This is a genomic window from Hymenobacter latericoloratus (genome assembly GCF_014199535.1).
GTDB lineage: Bacteria > Bacteroidota > Bacteroidia > Cytophagales > Hymenobacteraceae > Hymenobacter > Hymenobacter latericoloratus.
Genome location: NZ_JACHNV010000001.1, coordinates 486,923 through 505,141, shown reverse-complemented (window position 1 = coordinate 505,141; position 18,219 = coordinate 486,923). Strand labels below are relative to the sequence as shown.

Genomic DNA, 18,219 nt, shown 5'->3' with positions numbered 1-18,219 from the left:
GTGGGCTTTTGTGTAACCGGCCTCACCTGGAGCTATTGGCGGTACACGCCGCCCGGTCTAGCCTGCTGCCGTTTGGGCTAGCCCGAATCTTCCCGGCGGGCTGCGTTCGGAAACTCCCCGGCAAATCGTACTTTTGACGCGGTTCGCCCCGGCAACCTTCTTTATCCCGTTTCATCTACCCAAGTACCGCACCCCATGAATCTGCCCGCCAGCCTGAAGTACACGAAAGAGCACGAATGGATCCGCGTGGAAGGCGATGTTGCCATCATCGGCATCACCGACCATGCCCAGAAGGAACTCGGTGACATCGTGTACGTGGACATTGACACCCTCGACAAAGAAGTAACCCAGAACGAGGTATTTGGCACCGTGGAGGCCGTAAAAACCGTTTCTGACCTGTTCAGCCCCATTACCGGCACCGTACTGGAAATCAACGACAAGCTGGATGGCAGCCCCGAGCTGGTAAACTCCGACCCCTACGGCGACGGCTGGATGATTAAAATGTCTATCGGCAACGCCGCCGAGCTGGAGGCCCTGCTGTCGGCAGAGGCCTACGGCGAGCTGGTAGGCGCTTAATTTCGCCGCTTGCCTTCTCCGGCCTTGTCTGCCCCCGCGCCGCCCCCGTCCCGCCGCCGGGCCCTCGTGGTCCTGCCGCTGGCGTGGGCGGCGCTAGTGTTTCTCCTGACGCTGACCCCGTCGCAGGAAATGCCCCGCACTCCGCACTGGGAGCTGCTGGCCTTCGATACGGCCGCCCACGCCTTCGTTTTTCTGGTACAGGCCGCGCTGGCTGTTTTCTCCGCCCGGCGACAGTCCTGGTTTCCGCGGCTGAAAGTCCGGGCGTTCCGCTTTGTCTTGCTGGTAACCGTTGGCATGGGGGCTTTTATTGAAGTGGTGCAGATGCAGATGGACCTGGGCCGCCACGGCGAGTGGTCTGACCTGCTCAGCGACACGCTGGGGGTAGGGGCCGGCCTGCTGCTCATGTGGCTTACTCGCCGCTTTTGGCAATGAAACGTGCCTACCCCGTCTTAATTCGGCGAGCCTACCTGTTGGCGGGAGCCTTGTTGGCTCCGGGCCTACCCCTTGTCTCTGCCCAAGCCCAAGACCTGCCCCGGGCCCGGCAAACCATTGCCACGCTGGCCTCGCCTGTTTTTCATGGCCGCGGGTACGTGCGCGGAGGCGACCAGCAAGCGGCCCGTTATCTGCAGAGACGGTTCCGGGCGCTCGGCCTACAACCGCTCAGCCCCGAGTATCGGCAGCTATTTGCGCTGGATGTAAACACGTTTCCTGGCAAGCTGGATCTGGAATTTAGCTTCGGGATGCTGCGGTTTCCAGGGCTGGGCAGCGCGCGGCGTCTCCGCCCTGGCCACGACTTTATTGCGGACCCGGCTTCGGGTGCTGGCAGTGTTGGGGGCCCTTTTTCGGCAGTACCACTAGTTCGCCTTGATACCCTGGTCTTCACCGATGCCGGGACCCAGCGGCAACTACTACGGCAGCCCTGGCACGGAGGCGGGCTGGTGCTGCGGGCCGCCGATGAACGCCGCCTGCCTATGTTGCCCCTGCCGGTGCGCCAGCACCTGGATTCGGCGGCGCTGCGCCTAACCTTGGTTCCCAAGCTCACGGCTTCTTTGGCCGCTGAGCAGGCTCCGCAGATGCGCCTGCAAGTGCTGGACTCCGTGTGGAACAGCCTGCCCGGTACTGGCAGTGGCCCTACGGTGGCGCTGGTAGCCGCACGCGTGCAGGCCACGCTACGGAGCCAGTACCAAACCCAGAATATTGTGGGCTACCTGCCCGGCCGCATCCAACCCGATTCGTTTCTGGTGGTTTCGGCGCACTACGACCACCTGGGCCGCATGGGCCGGCGTATGTACTTTCCCGGGGCCAACGACAACGCCAGCGGCGTAGCCATGCTCCTGGAGCTGGCCGCCCACTACGCCCGCCCCGAAAATCGGCCGGCGTATTCGTTGGTCTTCATTGCTTTCGGGGCCGAAGAAGCCGGCCTGATTGGGTCCCGGTATTTCGTGGAGCACCCGTTGGTGCCTTTGCCCCGCATCCGCTTCTTGCTGAACCTTGATTTGCTGGGCACCGGTGAGCAAGGTGCCACCGTCGTCAACGGCCGGATATGGGAGCGGCAGTTTGCCCAGCTAACGGACCTGAATACGGCCGGACGGTACCTACCCGCCCTGGGCGCACGGGGCCGGGCCGCCAACTCCGACCACTACCCCTTCGCTGAGCGCGGGGTGCCAGCATTCTTCCTCTATACCCGCGGCGGCAGTCCCGCCTACCACGACCTATATGACCGACCGGAAAACCTATCGTTGGCAGGTTTTACCGGTGCCTTTCAGCTGCTTCGTGACTTTCTCAACCAGCAGGGAGCCCGGTAACATATAGGGTGGCGCATGGTCAGGCAAAGTCAGGACTGAAAACATCCGTCATGCTCTGCCCTCAACTCCGCTCAAGGATTGAGTTGCGCTTGCTGATGCTGTTACAAACAATTCGGGACGCCCCAGCTAGTGCTGAAGCGTCCCGAACTGTTTGCAGTGGGCTGGCGGATTGCGGCCCAGAATAATCTGTTTAGCTATTGGCTTTGAACGAAGACATAATCTGCTTCGCTACGTTTTCCCACTCCGGCTTCTGACGGTCGGCGCAGGTGAAGGTGCACATCAGCAGTTTGCCTTCCACGTCGGTGAAGAAAATCAAGGTGTACACTTCGTGGCCGAGTTCGGGCTTCATGAGCTCCATGTAGCCAATTTTACGGCCATTCACTTCCTTCACGCCGTGGTTAAACCACTTGGCTTCCTTGAACTGCTTGGTGTAGGTTTTGTAGAAATTATCCGAGTACATGTCGATCATGTCCTGATCGGCCGTGTTGTCGGTGTAGGAAAAGGCGATGCTAGCCTCCTTGTTGTTGGTGTAGATAACGCTGGGGCGGCTCTGCGCCTTGGCGTAGTTGAAATCCATCTGCTGTTCGCTCATCACCTCAAAGCCTTTGGGGATGAGAATCTCCACCCGCTCACTTAGCACGCGCTTTTTGATCAGCTCCACTTCGGCGAAGGGACGGGCAGCCATCAGCAGCAGCATCAGGCAGAAAACAGGGGCGGCGAGTAATACTTTTTTCATAAGTATGGACTGAAAAAAGGTGGAATTCAAAAGCAAGCTAAGGTCCGGAGAGTGAAAAGTCGCTCTGTTTGGATAACACAATTTACGCACAAAATCGTAAGCCGCAAGTATTTTACAAAAAAATAATCCTGAAGCTAGGCTGCATCATTAAGTATTTAGCAGCAAAAACAGCCATCCAAGCCTGTAAAGCGGGTTTTAAGCAAAAATACAGGTTGACACATATTAAATCCATCTCCCTGAAAAATCCCAATACTGTATTGGGAATAGCCTATACGACATACTAACGACAAAGTTCAATTTAGGGCTTCACTTTGTCGTTGGGCGTGGCGCTGGTACTTAAAGAATGTTGTTGATCTGTTCCTTGATCTTCTCGAGTTCCTCCTTCATACTTACCACCAAGTGCTGGATAGTGGAGTCGTTGGCTTTGGACCCGATGGTGTTGATTTCCCGACCAATTTCCTGCGAAATAAAGGCTAATTTCTTACCGGTGGGCTCTGGTAGTCCGGCCGTTTCGGCGAAGTAATGCAAATGGTTGATTAACCGCACTTTTTCCTCGGCAATGTCAAGCTTCTCAATATAATGGAGTATCTCCTGCTCGAAGCGGGTAGGGTTGAAATGCTCGCTGCTGGTCACCTCGGCCAAGTGGTTCTGCAGGCGCTGCCGGACCTGCTCAATCCGGGTCGGGTCGTGGCGCTCCACTTCGGCGAGCAGAATCCGGATGCGGTCCACGTAGCCCAGAATTTCGGAAGTCAGGGCCTGGCCTTCGTCGCGGCGAAACTGATTGACGCGGTCCAGGGCCTCCTGCAGCAGCGGGAGCAGTTCTTCCCAGGGCGTTTCCTCCTCTTCCTCCGTGGCGGCCGTAGCGTCGGCGGGGATGCGCAGGGCCCCGGGCAGGGCGTGGGCCACGGCCGTTAGCTGCTCCAGGGAAAGCCCTACCACCTGGCTAAGCTCCTGCAACTCCCGGCAGGCAACCGTTAGGGCCTCCTTATTAACGATGGAGCCCTGGGCCCCGGTAGCGCGCGGGCGCACAAAATCCAGGTTGAGGTTGACTTTACCCCGAATCAGGCTTTTGGTGACCAAATTGCGGATTTCCAGCTCCCGATCCAGCAGAAAGCGCGGCAGGCGCAGGCTCAGATCCAGCGTTTTGGAATTAAGCGACTTAATCTCGACGGTAGCGGAGTAGCGGTCGGTTTCGCGGTGGGCGATTCCGTAGCCGGTCATGGAGTGCAGCATGGGCAGATTAGGGCAAAGTGGGCGCAAAAGTAGAGGTTTCCCGCAGAAAGTGAGCCGGTTACCGGGGCAGTAACACAAGCATAACGTGGCCACAATATTAGCATAACAAGGCCAGTCTAGCTTTGCGAAACCCTTTTACAACCTGGCTATGCGGCGCTCAGCTTTACTGCTTTTCTTCCTGACAATAAGCCACTTGCTACTGGCCCAGCAAGGAACTTTAACGGGAAAAGTAACCGACAAAAAAACCGGCGAAGGCGCCATTGGTGCCACCGTTCTGGTGACGGGCACTACCCAGGCCGCGCCAGTAGAGCTGGATGGCTCCTACTCCCTGAGGCTGGCCCCAGGCACCTACGGCATCACTATTCAATCTATCGGCTACAAAACCCTGACCTTCAACGCCATTGCTATTCAGGCTGACCAAAGCACTACCCTCAACGGCGTACTGGAAGATAACGCTCAGGCCCTGAAGGAAGTAGTGGTAACGGGCCAGAAGCAAACCGGCACCGAGGTAGCCCTGATTCAGGACCTGAAACGGGCCGAAGTGGTGGTGAGTGGCATGAGCAACGACCAGATTGTGAAAAGCCTGGACCGCGACGCGGCCGAAGTGGTGAAGCGCATTCCGGGCGTGACCATTCAGAGCAACAACTTTATTGTAATCCGGGGGCTGGCCGAGCGCTATAACACGGTGCTGCTGAACGATGCCCTCACGCCCTCGGCGGAGGTAGATACCCGTTCGTTTTCCTTTGACATCCTGCCCAGCTCGGTGATTGATCGGGTTCTGATTTTCAAATCGGGGGCGCCGGAGCTACCCGGCGAGTTTGGCGGCGGCGTAGTGAAGGTGTACACCAAAAATAGCGTGCTCGATAACTCCACCAGCCTGAGCGTATCGGGGTGGGTGCGCGGGGGCACTACCTTCCGCAACGACTACATGACCAGCCAGCGCAGTGGCACCGATTGGCTGGGGTTTGACGACGGCAAGCGGGAAAAATCGGCGCTGCTGCCCGACGAGCCGGTGAAGCGCGGCACCACCCCCAGCGACCAGCTTACGGCCATCAGCCGCTCGTTCCGCAGCACTACGTGGCTACCCCAGGTGGGCCGGGCCCTGCCCGACCTGCGGGCCTCGCTGGGCCTGAACCGGCGCTTCGACATTGGCTCAGCGACCCTGAGCAACGTGACGTCCCTTTCCTACTCCAGTACCCACGAGCAATACAATATTGAGCGCAACCGCTACCTGGTGGAGCGCGACGAGCAAACCAACCTGCCCCGGGCCCAATACGAGTACAACGACGAGCGCGCCCTGACTAGCCTGCGCATCGGCCTGATTCATAACTGGCAAGTGCGCCTTAACAGCCAGCACCGCCTGGAGTTCCGCAACTTCCTGAACCAGTACGCCACCGACGAGGTAGTGCACCGCACCGGCCAGAACGTGGATGGGTTTGAGCGCGACGACTACGCCCTGCACTACCAGAGCCGGACCATTTACTCGGGCCAGCTGCAGGGTACGCACGAGGTAGGCAGCCAGGGCAACACTACCCTCTCCTGGGCCGGGGGCTACAACTACGTGTTCCGCGACGAGCCCGACTACAGCCGCTACACCAACTTCCGCAACACGGAGTTCAACCAGCCCTTCAGCGTGAACATCCCCACGGAAGGCAACATCACGGAAACCAGCCGCTTTTTCTCGACCCTGAAGGAAAACACTTATATGGGCAGCGGCCAGTGGGAGCGGCGCTTTACGGGCCGCGATACTACCCGGGCCAATCAGTTTAAGCTGCGGGCCGGCTTCTACACCGAGTACAAAGAGCGGGACCTGCGCAACCGGTACTTCTCCTTTATCCGGGGCCTGCGCTTTAACCGCCAAGACCTGCTCACGCTGCCGATTGACCAGATTTTCGGCCCGCAGAGCCTGGATGCCATTACCGGTTTTACCGTGGATGAGGGCACCCGCCCCGAAGACCGCTACCAGGCCAACAACGTGCTGGTGGCCGGCTACGTGGGAGCCGTAGCCCCAATTTCCGACAAGTTTAACCTCTCGGGCGGGGTACGGGTAGAGTACAACCGCCGCCGCCTGCAGGGAGCCGCCGATTACGAAGAAGTACGGACCATCCCGATGCCCTCACTGAACGCGGCCTATAATTTCACGGAGCGCTCTTTGCTGCGCCTGGCGGGTAGCGTGAGCGTGAACCGGCCGGAGTTCCGGGAAATAGCGCCTTACCAGTACTACGACTTCACGACCAACTCCATTATCCTGGGGGATTCCAGCCTGAAAACGGCCACCATTTACAACGCCGACCTGCGCTACGAGTTCTACCCCTCCCGCTCGGAGCTGATTTCGATTGGCGTGTTCTACAAGTCGTTCCGCGACGCTATTGAGCAGGTTACCTACAACCAGACCAGCAGCCAGCTCTGGCGCACCTACCAGAACGCCGACAAAGCCTACGACGTGGGGGCCGAGCTGGAAGTGCGCAAAGGCCTACTGGATGTCTCGGAAAACAAATACTTGCAGCGCTTCTCCTTTATTCTGAACGCCTCCCTTATTTATAGCCGCGTGACGCTGGCCAACACGGCCCAGAACAACGGCTTTGCCCTGTCGGGGCGGCCGCTGCAGGGCCAGTCGCCCTACGTAGTGAATGCGGGCGTGTTCTACCAGGACGATGAAGCCAAGTGGCAGATTTCGGCCCAGTACAATGTTATCGGGCAGCGTTTCACCTTCATCGGCGACCAGACCCAGAACTACTCCGTGATTGAGATGCCGCGCCACGTTATTGACCTGGCCATTACCAAAGGCATCGGGCGGCACCTGCAGCTGAAAGCGGGCGTGCAGGATTTGCTGAATCAGCCCGTGCGCCAGTTCTACGACTTCAACCGCAACAGCAAAATCGGGAAAGATGAGCGGGGCTCCTTCGGCAGCTACCGCCGGGGCAACTACTCTATGCTCGGGCTGGTGTACAATTTCTAAACAATAAGGTAACACCAGGCTAATGAAACGATAACGCCCGCCGGCCCCCGGTGGGCGTACTCATTTCGGACCTTTACCCCGCGAATCTGAGCCATCCTTTTCCTCCTCCTTTACCCATGAAAAAGCTTGTACTCCCCCTGTTTTTGGCCTTTACTACGGTGGCACTGGCGCCCCAGGCGCGGGCCCAGACGGTGTGCCCCGCCGCCCCTACCCCCATTACGGTGCCCTCAACCATTTCCGGCGACGTTACCTGGACCAGCAATAACATTTACTTGCTCACCGACCGGGTGTACGTGACCAATGGCGCTACGCTGACCATCCAGCCCGGCACTATTATTAAGGGCTCGGGCCTGGGTACGCTGGTGATTGAGCAAGGCTCACGCCTGCTGGCCGACGGCCTGCCCAACAAGCCCATTGTATTTACCTCCAACCAGCCGGCCGGCAGCCGCAACCGCGGCGACTGGGGCGGCATCGTGATTCTGGGCCGCGCGCCCATTAACCAGCCCGGCACGCCCGTTATTGAAGGTGTGCCCGGCCGCACGTTCGGGGGCAACCAGCCCAACGACAACTCCGGCATTCTGCGCTACGTGCGCATTGAGTTTCCGGGCATTGCCCTCACCACCGGCAACGAAATCAACGGCCTGACCCTAGGGGGGGTGGGCTCGGGTACTATCATCGACTACGTGCAGGTGTACGCCTCCGGCGACGATTCCTTCGAGTGGTTTGGGGGCACCGTAAACGCCAAGCACCTGGTAGCCGTAGCCGCCACCGACGACGACTTCGACACGGATTTTGGCTTTACGGGCAAGGTGCAGTACGCCGTAACCGTACGCGACCCCCAGCAGTCCGACGTATCGGGCTCCACGGCGTTTGAGTCGGATAACGATGGGAGCGGCTCGGCCCTGACGCCCCTGACCGCGCCGGTGTTCTCCAACGTCAGCGCCTTTCTGCAGAACGTGCCGGCCGTGACGCAGTTTACCCGGGCCATGCACCTGCGCCGCAACACCTCCATTTCCATCTTTAACTCGGTATTCACGGGCTGGCCCCAGGGCCTGACGCTGGACGGCGCCGGCGCTCAGGCCAACGCCACCAGCGGCGCGCTGGTACTCAAAAACAACGTTCTGGCGGGCATGACCACGCCCTACTCCCAGCAGTCGGGCGGTACGTACAACGTGCAGGGCTTCTGGGAAAACGCGGCCAACGGCAACACCACGCTGGCCGCTATTTCGGCCCTGAATCTGAACGCCGACAACTTTAAGGCCCTGAACCAGAACGGCACCCCCAACGGCACCCCCGATTTTACGCTGCCGGCCGCTTCGCCCCTGGTCACGGGCGCCGCGTTTACCGATGCCAAGCTCAGCGGTGACTTTTTCGATAATGTGGCCTACAAAGGCGCTTTCGGGCCGGCCGGCACTGCCAACTGGGCGGCGGGCTGGACCAACTTCAACCCCAACACTACTTGCTACAACGTGGCGGGCCTGACGCTGGCCGCCCGCACTACTTCCGATCAGCTCCAGCAACTGGCGGTAACCCCCAACCCCGCGGTCGGCGAAACCAAGCTGCGCTTCGAGCTGAAGCGCGGCGGCACGGCCACGGTGCGCGTGCTGGACCTGACGGGCCGGCAGGTAGCCACCGTGCTGACCGATGGCAAACTGGCCGCCGGGCTGCAGCAAGTAGCCCTGCCCACCAACCTGCGGGCCGGCGTGTACGTGGCCACCGTCACTACCAATGAAACCAGCCAATCGGTGCGCTTCGTGGTAGCCAGATAAGGACTTTATTGTTACCCTTCTATCCGGTTATGAGCCGGCTGCCTCCGGGTGGCCGGCTCTTTTTTTGAGGCAACGGGCAGGGGTTTCCTGGTTCTGCCGGTCACCTTCTAACTTGCACGCATGCCCAAGCTCCGCGTTCTGCACCTGCCCAAGTGGTACCCTCACCGCTACGACGACCAGGACGGCGACTTTGTAGCGCGGCACGTAGCGGCCATTGCCCAGGCTACAGGTCCTGCAGTGGAAACTGCGGTGCTGCTGGCCACCGTGGCGCGCGGACCCTTGGCGCGGGTGGTAGAATGGGAAGAAGACCTCGCGGGGCCAGTCCCGACGCTGCGCTACTACTACCGGCAACGCCTCACGGGTATCGGGCCGCTGGATAAGCTGCTGAAGCTGGGGCTATATTTCTGGTGCCTCAGCCGGGGCTACCGCCGCCTGCTGCGCTACTGGGGCGCCCCACCCGACCTGGTGCACGTGCACGTGCTGCTGCGCACAGGCCTGTGGGCTTGGTGGCAGCGCCTTCGCCACGGCATTCCCTACCTCATCACGGAGCACTGGACGCTTTACCTACCCGCGCGGGCCGGGCACATTGGCTGGTTGCGCCAACTCCTTACCCGGTGGGTAGTAGGCCGGGCGGCGGCCCTGCACACGGTATCAGAAAACCTGCGGGACGCCATGCACGGCCTGGGCTTTCGGAGCCAACGCAGCGCCGTTATTGCCAATGTGGTGGATACCGACCTATTCCAGCCCACTCCTACCCCCCGCGTGGCCGGGCAACTGCTGGTCGTTTCGGCGTTTCATGATTCGGTGAAGAACATCAGCGGCATTCTGCGGGTAGTAGCTCGCCTGCGCCCTCACTACCCCCACCTGCGCCTGCGCCTGGCTGGCTACGGTCCTGATGAAACTTTGCTGCGCAGGCAAGCGGCTGAGCTGGGCCTGCTTTCTGAAGGTACGGTGACGTTTCTGGGCAAGCTGGCGCACCCGGCCGTAGCCGCCGAAATGCAGCGCGCGGCGGCCCTGGTGTCCTTCAGCAGGGCCGAAACGTTTGGCTGCGTGCTGCTGGAAGCCCGCGCTACGGGCTGCCCGGTAGTGGGCCCGGCTACCGGCGGCGTGCCCGAGCTGTTTCAGCCCGCGGGCCGGTTTGGGCTCCTGGTGCCCCCCGATGATGAGGCCGCCCTGGCCGAAGCCCTTACCGCCGTGCTGCAACAAACGGTGCGCTTTGAGGCCGAGCAGCTGCGCGCCGATGCCGTAAGCCGGTGCAGCTACCTCCTCGTAGGGCAGGCGTTTTACCAGCTATACGCTACCCTGCGGGCCGGCGCCGGCCCGAACCCGGGCGAAAGCAGTGCATCTTAGCGGCCCCTTAACCGCTGCGCTGAATGCTTCGTCGTATTATTCAAAACTTTGCTACCCGCCTGGGTACGGCTTTGCTCAGCTTCGGCATCGTCTGGCTGACGGCGCGCTACCTGGGGGCGGCGGGGCGGGGCGCTGTGAGCTTGTTCGTGACGGATTGCGCGGCGCTGCTGCTGTTTATTGGGCTGCTGGGAGGCTCTTCGCTGATTTACCTGGCTCCGCGCCGCAACCTTTGGCATCTGCTGCTCCCGGCCTATGCCTGGGCGGTGGCCGTGTGCCTGGGGGGCACGGCGCTGGTGGCCCTGTTCCGCCAGCCCGGCCCCGAGTATCTGCTGCACTTGGCAGGCCTGAGCGTGCTGCAGGCTTTCTTCTCCATTAACACGGCCCTGGTGCTGGGCCGCCGCCGCGAAGCCGCCTACAACTTACTTACTCTAAGCCAGGTAACGCTGCTGGCCGGCGGCCTGGGTCTGGCGTTTGCGGCCGGCGGGCAATGGCTGTCGGTGCGCTCTTACTACTGGGTTTCGTACCTGGCTTTCGGGCTTCCGCTGCTGCTGAGCTTTCTGCCTTTGCTCCGGCAGCCCGACCGGCGCCAACGCCTGGGCCGGCGCCTGCGGGCTACCACCCGCGAGTTGGCCCGCCATAGCCGAGGCGCTCATTTTTCCAATATTCTGGCCTTTGCCAACTACCGCCTCGGCCACTACTTTGTGGCGCACTACGCCGATATCCGGGCCGTGGGCATCCTCTCGGTGGGGGTAGCGTTGGTGGAAGCCGTCTGGCTGATTCCGCGCAGCACGGCCCTGGTGCAGTATGTGGACTTGGTGCACGCTGGCCCGGCCGCCCCCCTACCCCCCTCGGCGCTGCGGGTGGCCCGGCTCACGGTGCTGGGTACGGCCACGGCCCTGGGCACGCTTATCATCTTGCCCACAGCCCTGCTCACGACCGTGTTCGGGCCGGAGTTTGGGGCGGCCCGACCGGTGATGGTGTTGCTGGCTCCCGGCGCGGTGCTGATGGCGGTGCAGATGCTGGTAAGCAGCTACTTCGCCGGCCGGGCTCAGTACCGCATCAACAATCTGGCCTCCGTGGTGGGGCTGGGCGTAACGCTGCTGGCCTGCGCCCTGCTGATTCCGCACTTCGGCATCCGGGGGGCGGCCGGGGCGGCTTCGGTTTCCTATGGCGCATCCACCCTCTTTTTGCTGCACCATTTCCGCCGGGCTACGGGCACGCCCCCTTCGGCCCTGCTGCTGCCGCGCCCCGCCGATGCCGGGTACTGCTGGCAGCTGCTGCGCCGGCGCCTGGGTTAACGGGCTGCTTTCACGCTTACCTCAAACCACGGCGCTGGGTCGGCCCAGGGGTCAGGTTGGTGCGTGGGCAGAGGGGTAGGCGAATACAGGGCGCAGAGGGTGTTGCCAACCTGCACAAGCTGACCGGGGGCCGCAGCCGGCAACCCATCCAGAATACCGGCCAGTACCTCCCAGCGCGGTTGCCCGGGCTGGCGGCTGGCATCGTGCCACACTACTATGGTTTCGGGTCCTACCAGATGGTCAAACACGCGGCGGGTGTCGGTTCGCACGGCCTCGTAGCGGTGGTCCCCATCAATGAAAACAACATCAAAAAGCCCCAGGGGACCATACTCGTAGGTAGTGGAGTTGCCGTACAGATGGCGCACGTTAGGCAGGGGCCGCGAGAAAAACCCGTGCAGCTCCTGGTAGCGGACCGGTAGCCCCAAGGCCTGCAGCTCGGCGGCCGAGAGGTTGAGAGTCACTACCTCGGCGGCTACTTCCGCCACATTGGCGGCGCTTTCGCCCCGCCAGGTCCCGATTTCAAAGTAGCGGCGACCCACGCTGCGGCGCACCAGTGCCCGGAGCAGGGCCAGATCAGTAGGCAGCGAGCCCCCGTCGCGGAAGGCAAACGGGCGAACCGTTTCGCCTTCTGTGGGCAGCAGCTGGGGCAGACTTACTACCGGCAGCCCCGCGGGTGTCACCTGCCAACGAGCACCGTGGCGCAGCGCCCGGGCCTGCCAGGCGCTTTCATCGGCGGCCAGCACATGGTTCAGCAGCCAGGGGTTGCGTAGCAGGCTGCCCAGCCCGCGCAGAGTTTTGATAAATCGGGACAACGGAAGGGTAAGAGGGGTTGGGGGTAGGAGTTTAGGAGGGATTGGGAGTGTACAGGGGTGAGGTTGGGAGTGGTTACAGGCCTCAATTCCTGAGCTGAGCAGTGGAGGGGTTGGAGGGAGAGAGTTTCGCCCCTTGGGTCGCTATTTTGCCTACCCCCTTTACCACCTCAAACCCCTTCTACCCCCAACCCCTCTTGCCCTCACACTCAGCCCTATACCCCTTAGCTAATCGGAACTTTGCGCAGGATGGCTTCAATCAAATCCTGGGTTCGGATGCCGTCGGCCTCGGCTTCGTAGTTGAGCAGGATGCGGTGGTTGAGCACGTCGGTGGCTACCTCCTTGATGTCTTCGGGCAGCACGTAGTCGCGCTCATCCAGAAAGGCTACGGCCTTGGCTGCCCGGTGCAGGGCAATGCTGGCCCGGGGGCTCACGCCAAACTGCACGTACTGCTGAAACTCCGTGAGGTCGTACTCGGCGGGCTTGCGGGTGGCAAACACCAACTCAATAATGTATTTCTCCAGCGTTTCGGAAATCTGCACCTGGTTGATCTGCTGCCGGATACCGAAGATGTCTTCCTTGGTCAGCACCGGGCTTACCTCGCCCACGTAGCTCATGTTGGCCATGCGGCGCATCACCTCCAGCTCGTCGGTTTTCTTGAGGTAGTCCACGTACACCTTCATCATGAAGCGGTCCACCTGGGCTTCGGGCAGGGGGTAGGTACCTTCCTGCTCCACCGGGTTTTGCGTGGCCAGCACCAAAAATGGCAGATCCAGCGGGTACGTAGTTTCGCCGATGGTGACCTGCTTCTCCTGCATGGCCTCCAGCAGTGCGCTCTGCACTTTGGCCGGGGAGCGGTTTACCTCGTCGGCCAAAACCAGGTTGGCGAAGATGGGGCCCTTTTTCACCTCAAACTCCGACTGATTCTGGTTGTAAATCATGGTGCCTACCAGGTCAGAGGGCAGCAGGTCGGGGGTGAATTGTACGCGCTGAAAGTGCAGGTGCAGCACCTTGGACAAGGTGCTAATGGTGAGGGTTTTGGCCAAACCCGGCACCCCTTCCAGCAAAATATGTCCGCCGGTAAAGAGGCCAATCAGCAACCGGTTCAGCATGTAGTGCTGCCCCACCACCACTTTGCCCACCTCGGCAAAGACTTGCTTGATTTTCTGCTGGTAGTCGGGCACCGAAGCGGGTTGCGGAGGCATCATACGGGAGCAAAACAGGTCTAAGAGGCTTAAAGGTAGAGAAACCGGCTCAGTACCGCTACCACCGGCTGCGCGGCAGGACATCTGTTTTCCTTATAGCAACTCCAGCGGGCCACGCGTTGCACATGTTTATTTATAACAAAATATATAACCGCTATAACTCATCTGAATAATTCAGGTGTATTCAGCGCCCGAAGTTGTTGATAATCAGTGTTGCTGTCCCGCATTGCCGGGCTGTTCTATTCTCTTTCGCTAAGACGGCGTAGCCTCTAGGGCTAGGTTGCCGCATTTCTGCTCAGCGCCTACCGGGCTCCGGCATCTGCCTGCAGCTATGCCTACATCCCACCCTCTTTCCTGCTGTAGTTATGAAAACACTTCTGCTACTGCTACTGCTACTGCTATTCGGCAGCCTTCGTGCCGCCGCCCAGTCTAGCTGACACTGGGCAAATCAGCTTACCAGCTCCGGTGCGGCCGTTACGGCCAAAAGCGTAACCACCGATGCCGCGGGCAACAGCTACGTTACGGGCCAGTCAGACTACGGGGGCATCCGGTTTGGTTCTCAGGTGGTCAGAAGCAGCCGGCGGGTACTGTACGTGGCCCGCTACACTACTACCGGCGCGGTAGCCTGGGCCAAGTTCTCGTCTAACTATCTACCAATCAGCAATTTGGCAGGCCGCGTAAATAGAACCGAGCCAATACTCATCTGGGGGCAAGGCTTTAATGGGGCAGCCGCTCGCGCAGGGCGCTGTAGGTCCAGGTACCGGCCAAGGCCGCCAGTAGCAGCACCGCCGCCCCGGCTACCCCGCTGCCCAGCTGCGCGAACATGGGGCCGGGGCAAGCGCCGGTCAGCGCCCAACCCAAGCCGAAGAGGATGCCGCCAATCCAGGTACCATGCGTATATTCCTTGTCGGCCAGGGTGATCAGCTGCCCATCTAGGCTGCGGAGGCGGTTGCGCTTGATGAGCTGAATCGACACCAGGCCCACCAGGATGGCCGAGCCAATGACCCCGTACATGTGGAAGCTCTGGAAGCGGAACATTTCCTGAATGCGCCACCAGCTCACTACCTCGCTTTTCGTGAGGATGATGCCGAACAGCACGCCCAGCACCAGGTATTTCAGATTTTTCATGGAGTAAGGCAGGTTAAAACAGCAGCGGATAGAATACCCAGGTCATCAGCAGGCCGCCCACAAAGAAGCCCACCACGGCTACCAAGGATACCCACTGCAGGTTCGAGAGGCCCGAAATGGCGTGCCCCGAGGTGCAGCCGCCGGCGTAGCGCGTGCCGAAGCCCACCAGAAAGCCCCCCAACACCAGGAACACCCAGCCCTTCCAGTTCGCCAGATTTTCCAGGGCAAACAGCTCGTTGGGCAACAAGCCCGAGAAGTCGGTTAGGTGCAGCTGCGCTTGCAGGTCCCGCACCGTTTCGGCCGAAATGGCCACCATGTCGGGGTGGCCCAGCACCCGGTAGCCAATGAACCCACCGAGGGCAATGCCCAGCACAAAAAACAGATTCCAGGCCTCGGCCCGCCAGTTGTAGGTTAGGAAGGGAATGCCGGCGGGCACGCAGGCGGCGCACACGTGGCGCAGCGAGGAGCTGATGCCCAAGGCCTTGTTGCCAATGAGCAGCAGGGCGGGCACGGTCAGCCCAATCAGCGGGCCGGCCACGTACCAGGGCCAGGGCTGGCGAAGTAAGTCAAGCATGAAATGAGCAGTTACAGAAACGAATACAAGAGGCTACGTGGTACCCAACCCGCGGCGGGCGAAGTCGGGCGCGGCGCCATTGGGGTTCACGGCCCGGCCGGTAGCCGGTGCCGCGGCAGGCTAAAAGGATTTCACTGCCTCACTTAAGTCGAACACGTCGGTGCCGGGCAGGGCCGGGGCCACGATGCTACTGCCGGCCGCCGAGCGGTAGCCCCCGGCGCAGTGGACCACCACGGGCCTGCCGGCGGGAATTTCCTGGGCCCGCTCCCGCAACTCGGGCAGCGGAATGTTGAGCGAACCGGCAAACAGGGGCTCGTCGCGGTGCTCCGTGGCAGCGCGGATATCCACAATGGTGTACTGCTCCGGATGCTGGCGGAACTGCTCCACCTCCAGTTGCGGCATAGTAGCCTCGGTAGCCGGCGTGCCCACCAGTGCCCCCTTGATCAGGGTCTCGTAGCCGATTTTAGCCGCTTTCCGGATCAGGTCTTCCTGCGCCGCCTCGTCGGCGGCCACCAGGTAGAACGGCTCGTCCGGCCCCACGATGGAGCCTAGCCAGGTTTCAAACTTGCCGCCCTGCTGTATGTTGATAGCGCCTTCCACGTGGCCTTTCTTAAACTCGGCTTCAGGGCGGGCATCCACTACCAGTACGCCGGCCTGCAGGGCCGCGCCGGCGGCCAAGCGCGGCACCTGCTGCACGCTAGGCGCATAGGCGGGGGCACCGGCCTTGTTCAGGGCCACATCGTAGCCGAAGTACTTCGGGATAAAGGGCTGGTCTTGGAGCAGCTCTTGCACGAATTCCGCTTCGCTAAGGTCCCGCAGCATGGGGTTGCCAAACTTCTCGTCGGCAATGGTGCTGCTGCTAGCCCCGCTCAGGGCCTTGCCGCAGAGCGAGCCGGCGCCGTGGGCGGGGTACACTAGCACCGTGCCGTCGAGCGGCATGAGCTTGTCGCGCAGGGAGTGGTACAGCTGCCGGGCCAACTCCTCACGCTTGGCCGTCAGGTTGCCGGCCTGCTCGCGCAGGTCGGGCCGGCCCACGTCCCCGATGAACAGCGTGTCGCCGGTAAACACGGCCTCGTCCTGGCCGTTGCGGCTGAGCACGATGCTGAGCGAGTCGGGCGAGTGGCCGGGTGTGTTCAGGGCCCGGAAGGTGAGCTGGCCCACCGTGAAGGTCTGACCTTCGTCGAAGGCCTGGTGGGGGTAGTCGGCGCCCAGCAGCTTGCTTACCCGAATGGTAGCGCCGGTTTGCTGGGCAATTTCCAGGTGGCTGCTCACGAAGTCAGCGTGGGGATGGGTTTCGATGATGCTGACGATGCTGGCGTTATGGGCCTCGGCAAAGTCGTAGTAGGGCTGCGGGTCGCGGGCCGGGTCGATCAGCACAACCTGGCGGGCACACTCGCTGAGAATGGCGTAGGAGAAATGGGCCAGGCTCTTGTCTTCAAACTGTTCAATTTTCATGGCTAAACGCAATTGAGTGAGGAAAGGAAAGCGGAATAAAGAAGATGGAGAAAGGCGGTGCAAAAAGCTACTTACCAGGTTACCAGTCAGCCACTTATGGCGCAAGCACCAGCTCACGCAGCAGAATGAATGTGCCCATGACCAGGGTAAACCAGCCGAAGGCCGGTTTGAGCTTGGCCCCGGGGATAAAGCGGGCCAGGTAGGTGCCCAGCACGATGCCCACCAGGGCAAAGGCCAGGAAGCCGAGCAGGAAGGTCCAGGCAATAGGGGTGCCCGCGCTCAGGTCGCCGGTAAAGCCGATCAGCGAGTTCAGGGCAATAATGACTAAGGAGGTACCCACGGCCAGCTTCATAGGCAGGCGCGCCCCCAGCACCAGGGCCGGGATGATGAGGAAGCCGCCGCCCGCCCCCACAAACCCCGTGAGCGTACCCACCCCCAAGCCGATGCCCAGAATCAGCGGGTAGTTGAAAGCCTGCCGCTGGGGCAATTCTTCGTCCAGCACTTCTTCGGCCTGCTGGCTGCGAATCATCGACACGGCCGCCCCGATCATCAGCACGGCGAAGGCCACCAGCACCAGCAGATCTTTCGTGAAGACGATACTGCCCACGGTGAATAACTCGTGCGGAATGGCTGGCATCAGCAGCTTGCGCACCGCAAACACGGCCAGCAGCGAAGGCAGCAGGAAAACCACGGCCGTTTTCAGCGACACCAGCCCCTTGCGGAAGTAGCCTGAGGCGCCCACCACGGAGGTGGAACCCACCACGAACAGCGAGTAAGCCGTGCTCAGCACCGGGCTCACGCCCATCAGGTACACCAGCACCGGCACGGTGAGGATGGAGCCGCCCCCGCCCATAATCCCCAGCGACAACCCAATAAAAATAGCCGCGAAATATCCGAGAGCGTGCTGCATGAATAAACAAGTGAACGTATGTACTTATGAAATCTTGTTCATGTGTTTTGGCAAAAAAAACCGGAGCCTACAGGAAGGTGCACGCGGCCAGGCACTGAATCACGTCCACCACCTCGCGCATCTTCAACGAGTAAAAGATGTTTTTACCCGCGCGGGAGCTATCCAGAATGCCTTTAAGCTTCATACCCGTCAGGTGATGCGACAGTAGGCTCTGCTCCACGCCCAGCTTTTCACTGATGTCGCTTACGGAGAGGCTTTCCTGGTTAGCCAACAGCTGCACAATGGCAATCCGGGTAGGGTGGGCCGTCGTCTTGAGGATAAACGCCACCTTCTCCATCCGTTCGGTGGTCAGATTCAGATCGGCAGTGGCGGTGGTCGGTGTCATAAGGCGCTGCAAATGTATGATCATTTG

16 protein-coding genes and 1 pseudogene are annotated in these 18,219 nt (G+C 61.0%); 8 read left to right on the top strand and 9 right to left on the bottom strand.

The annotated features are described in order from the left end of the window. Nucleotides 1–195 precede the first annotated feature (195 nt). From gcvH to GGU46_RS02265, 3 genes are read left to right on the top strand one after another with little or no spacing between them, the layout of a single operon-like run. The gene (gene gcvH / locus GGU46_RS02275) at nt 196–576 is read left to right on the top strand and encodes a glycine cleavage system protein GcvH (RefSeq protein WP_139925531.1); all 381 of its coding nucleotides are present in this window, start codon (nt 196–198) and stop codon (nt 574–576) included. Between the two features lie 24 nt (nt 577–600). Beyond that, complete coding sequence (locus GGU46_RS02270; protein ID WP_183401957.1) at nt 601–1,008, top strand: VanZ family protein; 408 nt, start codon at nt 601–603, stop codon at nt 1,006–1,008. Continuing rightward, on the top strand, nt 1,005–2,381 hold the full coding sequence (locus tag GGU46_RS02265; protein ID WP_183401956.1) for a M28 family metallopeptidase: 1,377 nt from the start codon (nt 1,005–1,007) through the stop codon (nt 2,379–2,381). Before GGU46_RS02270 ends, GGU46_RS02265 begins: the two co-directional genes overlap by 4 nt. 190 nt (nt 2,382–2,571) lie before the next feature. On the opposite strand, the gene GGU46_RS02260 is transcribed toward GGU46_RS02265, so the two are convergent. Next, nucleotides 2,572–3,117, bottom strand: a complete 546-nt coding sequence (locus tag GGU46_RS02260) for a hypothetical protein (RefSeq protein ID WP_183401955.1) — start codon at nt 3,115–3,117, stop codon at nt 2,572–2,574. Nucleotides 3,118–3,453: 336 nt separating this feature from the next. Next, entirely contained in the window at nt 3,454–4,350 is an 897-nt protein-coding gene (locus GGU46_RS02255; protein ID WP_183401954.1) for a YicC/YloC family endoribonuclease, read from the bottom strand. Nucleotides 4,351–4,498: 148 nt separating this feature from the next. Here GGU46_RS02255 and GGU46_RS02250 point away from each other — a divergent pair, with 148 nt between their 5' ends. The 4 genes from GGU46_RS02250 to GGU46_RS02235 all read left to right on the top strand — a co-directional run bounded on the left by GGU46_RS02250 (nt 4,499) and on the right by GGU46_RS02235 (nt 11,726). Beyond that, nucleotides 4,499–7,309: a TonB-dependent receptor gene (locus GGU46_RS02250; RefSeq protein WP_183401953.1), complete on the top strand. Its 2,811-nt coding sequence runs from the start codon at nt 4,499–4,501 to the stop codon at nt 7,307–7,309. A gap of 116 nt (nt 7,310–7,425) precedes the next feature. Next, nucleotides 7,426–9,078: a T9SS type A sorting domain-containing protein gene (locus GGU46_RS02245; RefSeq protein ID WP_183401952.1), complete on the top strand. Its 1,653-nt coding sequence runs from the start codon at nt 7,426–7,428 to the stop codon at nt 9,076–9,078. A 120-nt stretch (nt 9,079–9,198) separates the two neighbouring features. Then, complete coding sequence (locus GGU46_RS02240) at nt 9,199–10,428, top strand: glycosyltransferase (RefSeq protein ID WP_183401951.1); 1,230 nt, start codon at nt 9,199–9,201, stop codon at nt 10,426–10,428. A 23-nt stretch (nt 10,429–10,451) separates the two neighbouring features. Further along, nucleotides 10,452–11,726 (top strand): lipopolysaccharide biosynthesis protein, encoded by a 1,275-nt coding sequence (locus GGU46_RS02235; RefSeq protein WP_183401950.1) that lies wholly within the window; start codon nt 10,452–10,454, stop codon nt 11,724–11,726. On the opposite strand, the gene GGU46_RS02230 is transcribed toward GGU46_RS02235, so the two are convergent. After that, nucleotides 11,723–12,538: a class I SAM-dependent methyltransferase gene (locus GGU46_RS02230; protein WP_183401949.1), complete on the bottom strand. Its 816-nt coding sequence runs from the start codon at nt 12,536–12,538 to the stop codon at nt 11,723–11,725. The two genes, GGU46_RS02235 and GGU46_RS02230, sit on opposite strands and share 4 nt — an antisense overlap. Before the next feature lie 221 nt (nt 12,539–12,759). Further along, nucleotides 12,760–13,743, bottom strand: a complete 984-nt coding sequence (locus tag GGU46_RS02225) for an AAA family ATPase (protein WP_246398682.1) — start codon at nt 13,741–13,743, stop codon at nt 12,760–12,762. A gap of 449 nt (nt 13,744–14,192) precedes the next feature. On the opposite strand from GGU46_RS02225, the pseudogene GGU46_RS22555 reads away from it, so the two are divergent. Beyond that, nucleotides 14,193–14,264 (top strand): annotated as a pseudogene (locus GGU46_RS22555) (hypothetical protein); the annotation flags it as partial. 193 nt (nt 14,265–14,457) lie between these two features. Here the strand turns inward: GGU46_RS22555 and GGU46_RS02215 are convergent. The 5 genes from GGU46_RS02215 to GGU46_RS02195 all read right to left on the bottom strand — a co-directional run bounded on the left by GGU46_RS02215 (nt 14,458) and on the right by GGU46_RS02195 (nt 18,192). Continuing rightward, entirely contained in the window at nt 14,458–14,868 is a 411-nt protein-coding gene (locus tag GGU46_RS02215) for a DUF6691 family protein (RefSeq protein ID WP_183401948.1), read from the bottom strand. Nucleotides 14,869–14,881: 13 nt separating this feature from the next. Then, on the bottom strand, nt 14,882–15,442 hold the full coding sequence (locus tag GGU46_RS02210) for a YeeE/YedE family protein (protein WP_183401947.1): 561 nt from the start codon (nt 15,440–15,442) through the stop codon (nt 14,882–14,884). Between the two features lie 120 nt (nt 15,443–15,562). Continuing rightward, entirely contained in the window at nt 15,563–16,897 is a 1,335-nt protein-coding gene (locus GGU46_RS02205; protein ID WP_183401946.1) for an MBL fold metallo-hydrolase, read from the bottom strand. Between the two features lie 94 nt (nt 16,898–16,991). Further along, nucleotides 16,992–17,807 (bottom strand): sulfite exporter TauE/SafE family protein, encoded by an 816-nt coding sequence (locus GGU46_RS02200; protein WP_183401945.1) that lies wholly within the window; start codon nt 17,805–17,807, stop codon nt 16,992–16,994. 67 nt (nt 17,808–17,874) lie between these two features. Then, nucleotides 17,875–18,192 carry an ArsR/SmtB family transcription factor gene (locus tag GGU46_RS02195; protein ID WP_246398684.1) on the bottom strand — a complete coding sequence of 106 codons (318 nt, stop codon included), beginning with the start codon at nt 18,190–18,192 and terminating at the stop codon, nt 17,875–17,877. Nucleotides 18,193–18,219: the final 27 nt, after the last annotated feature.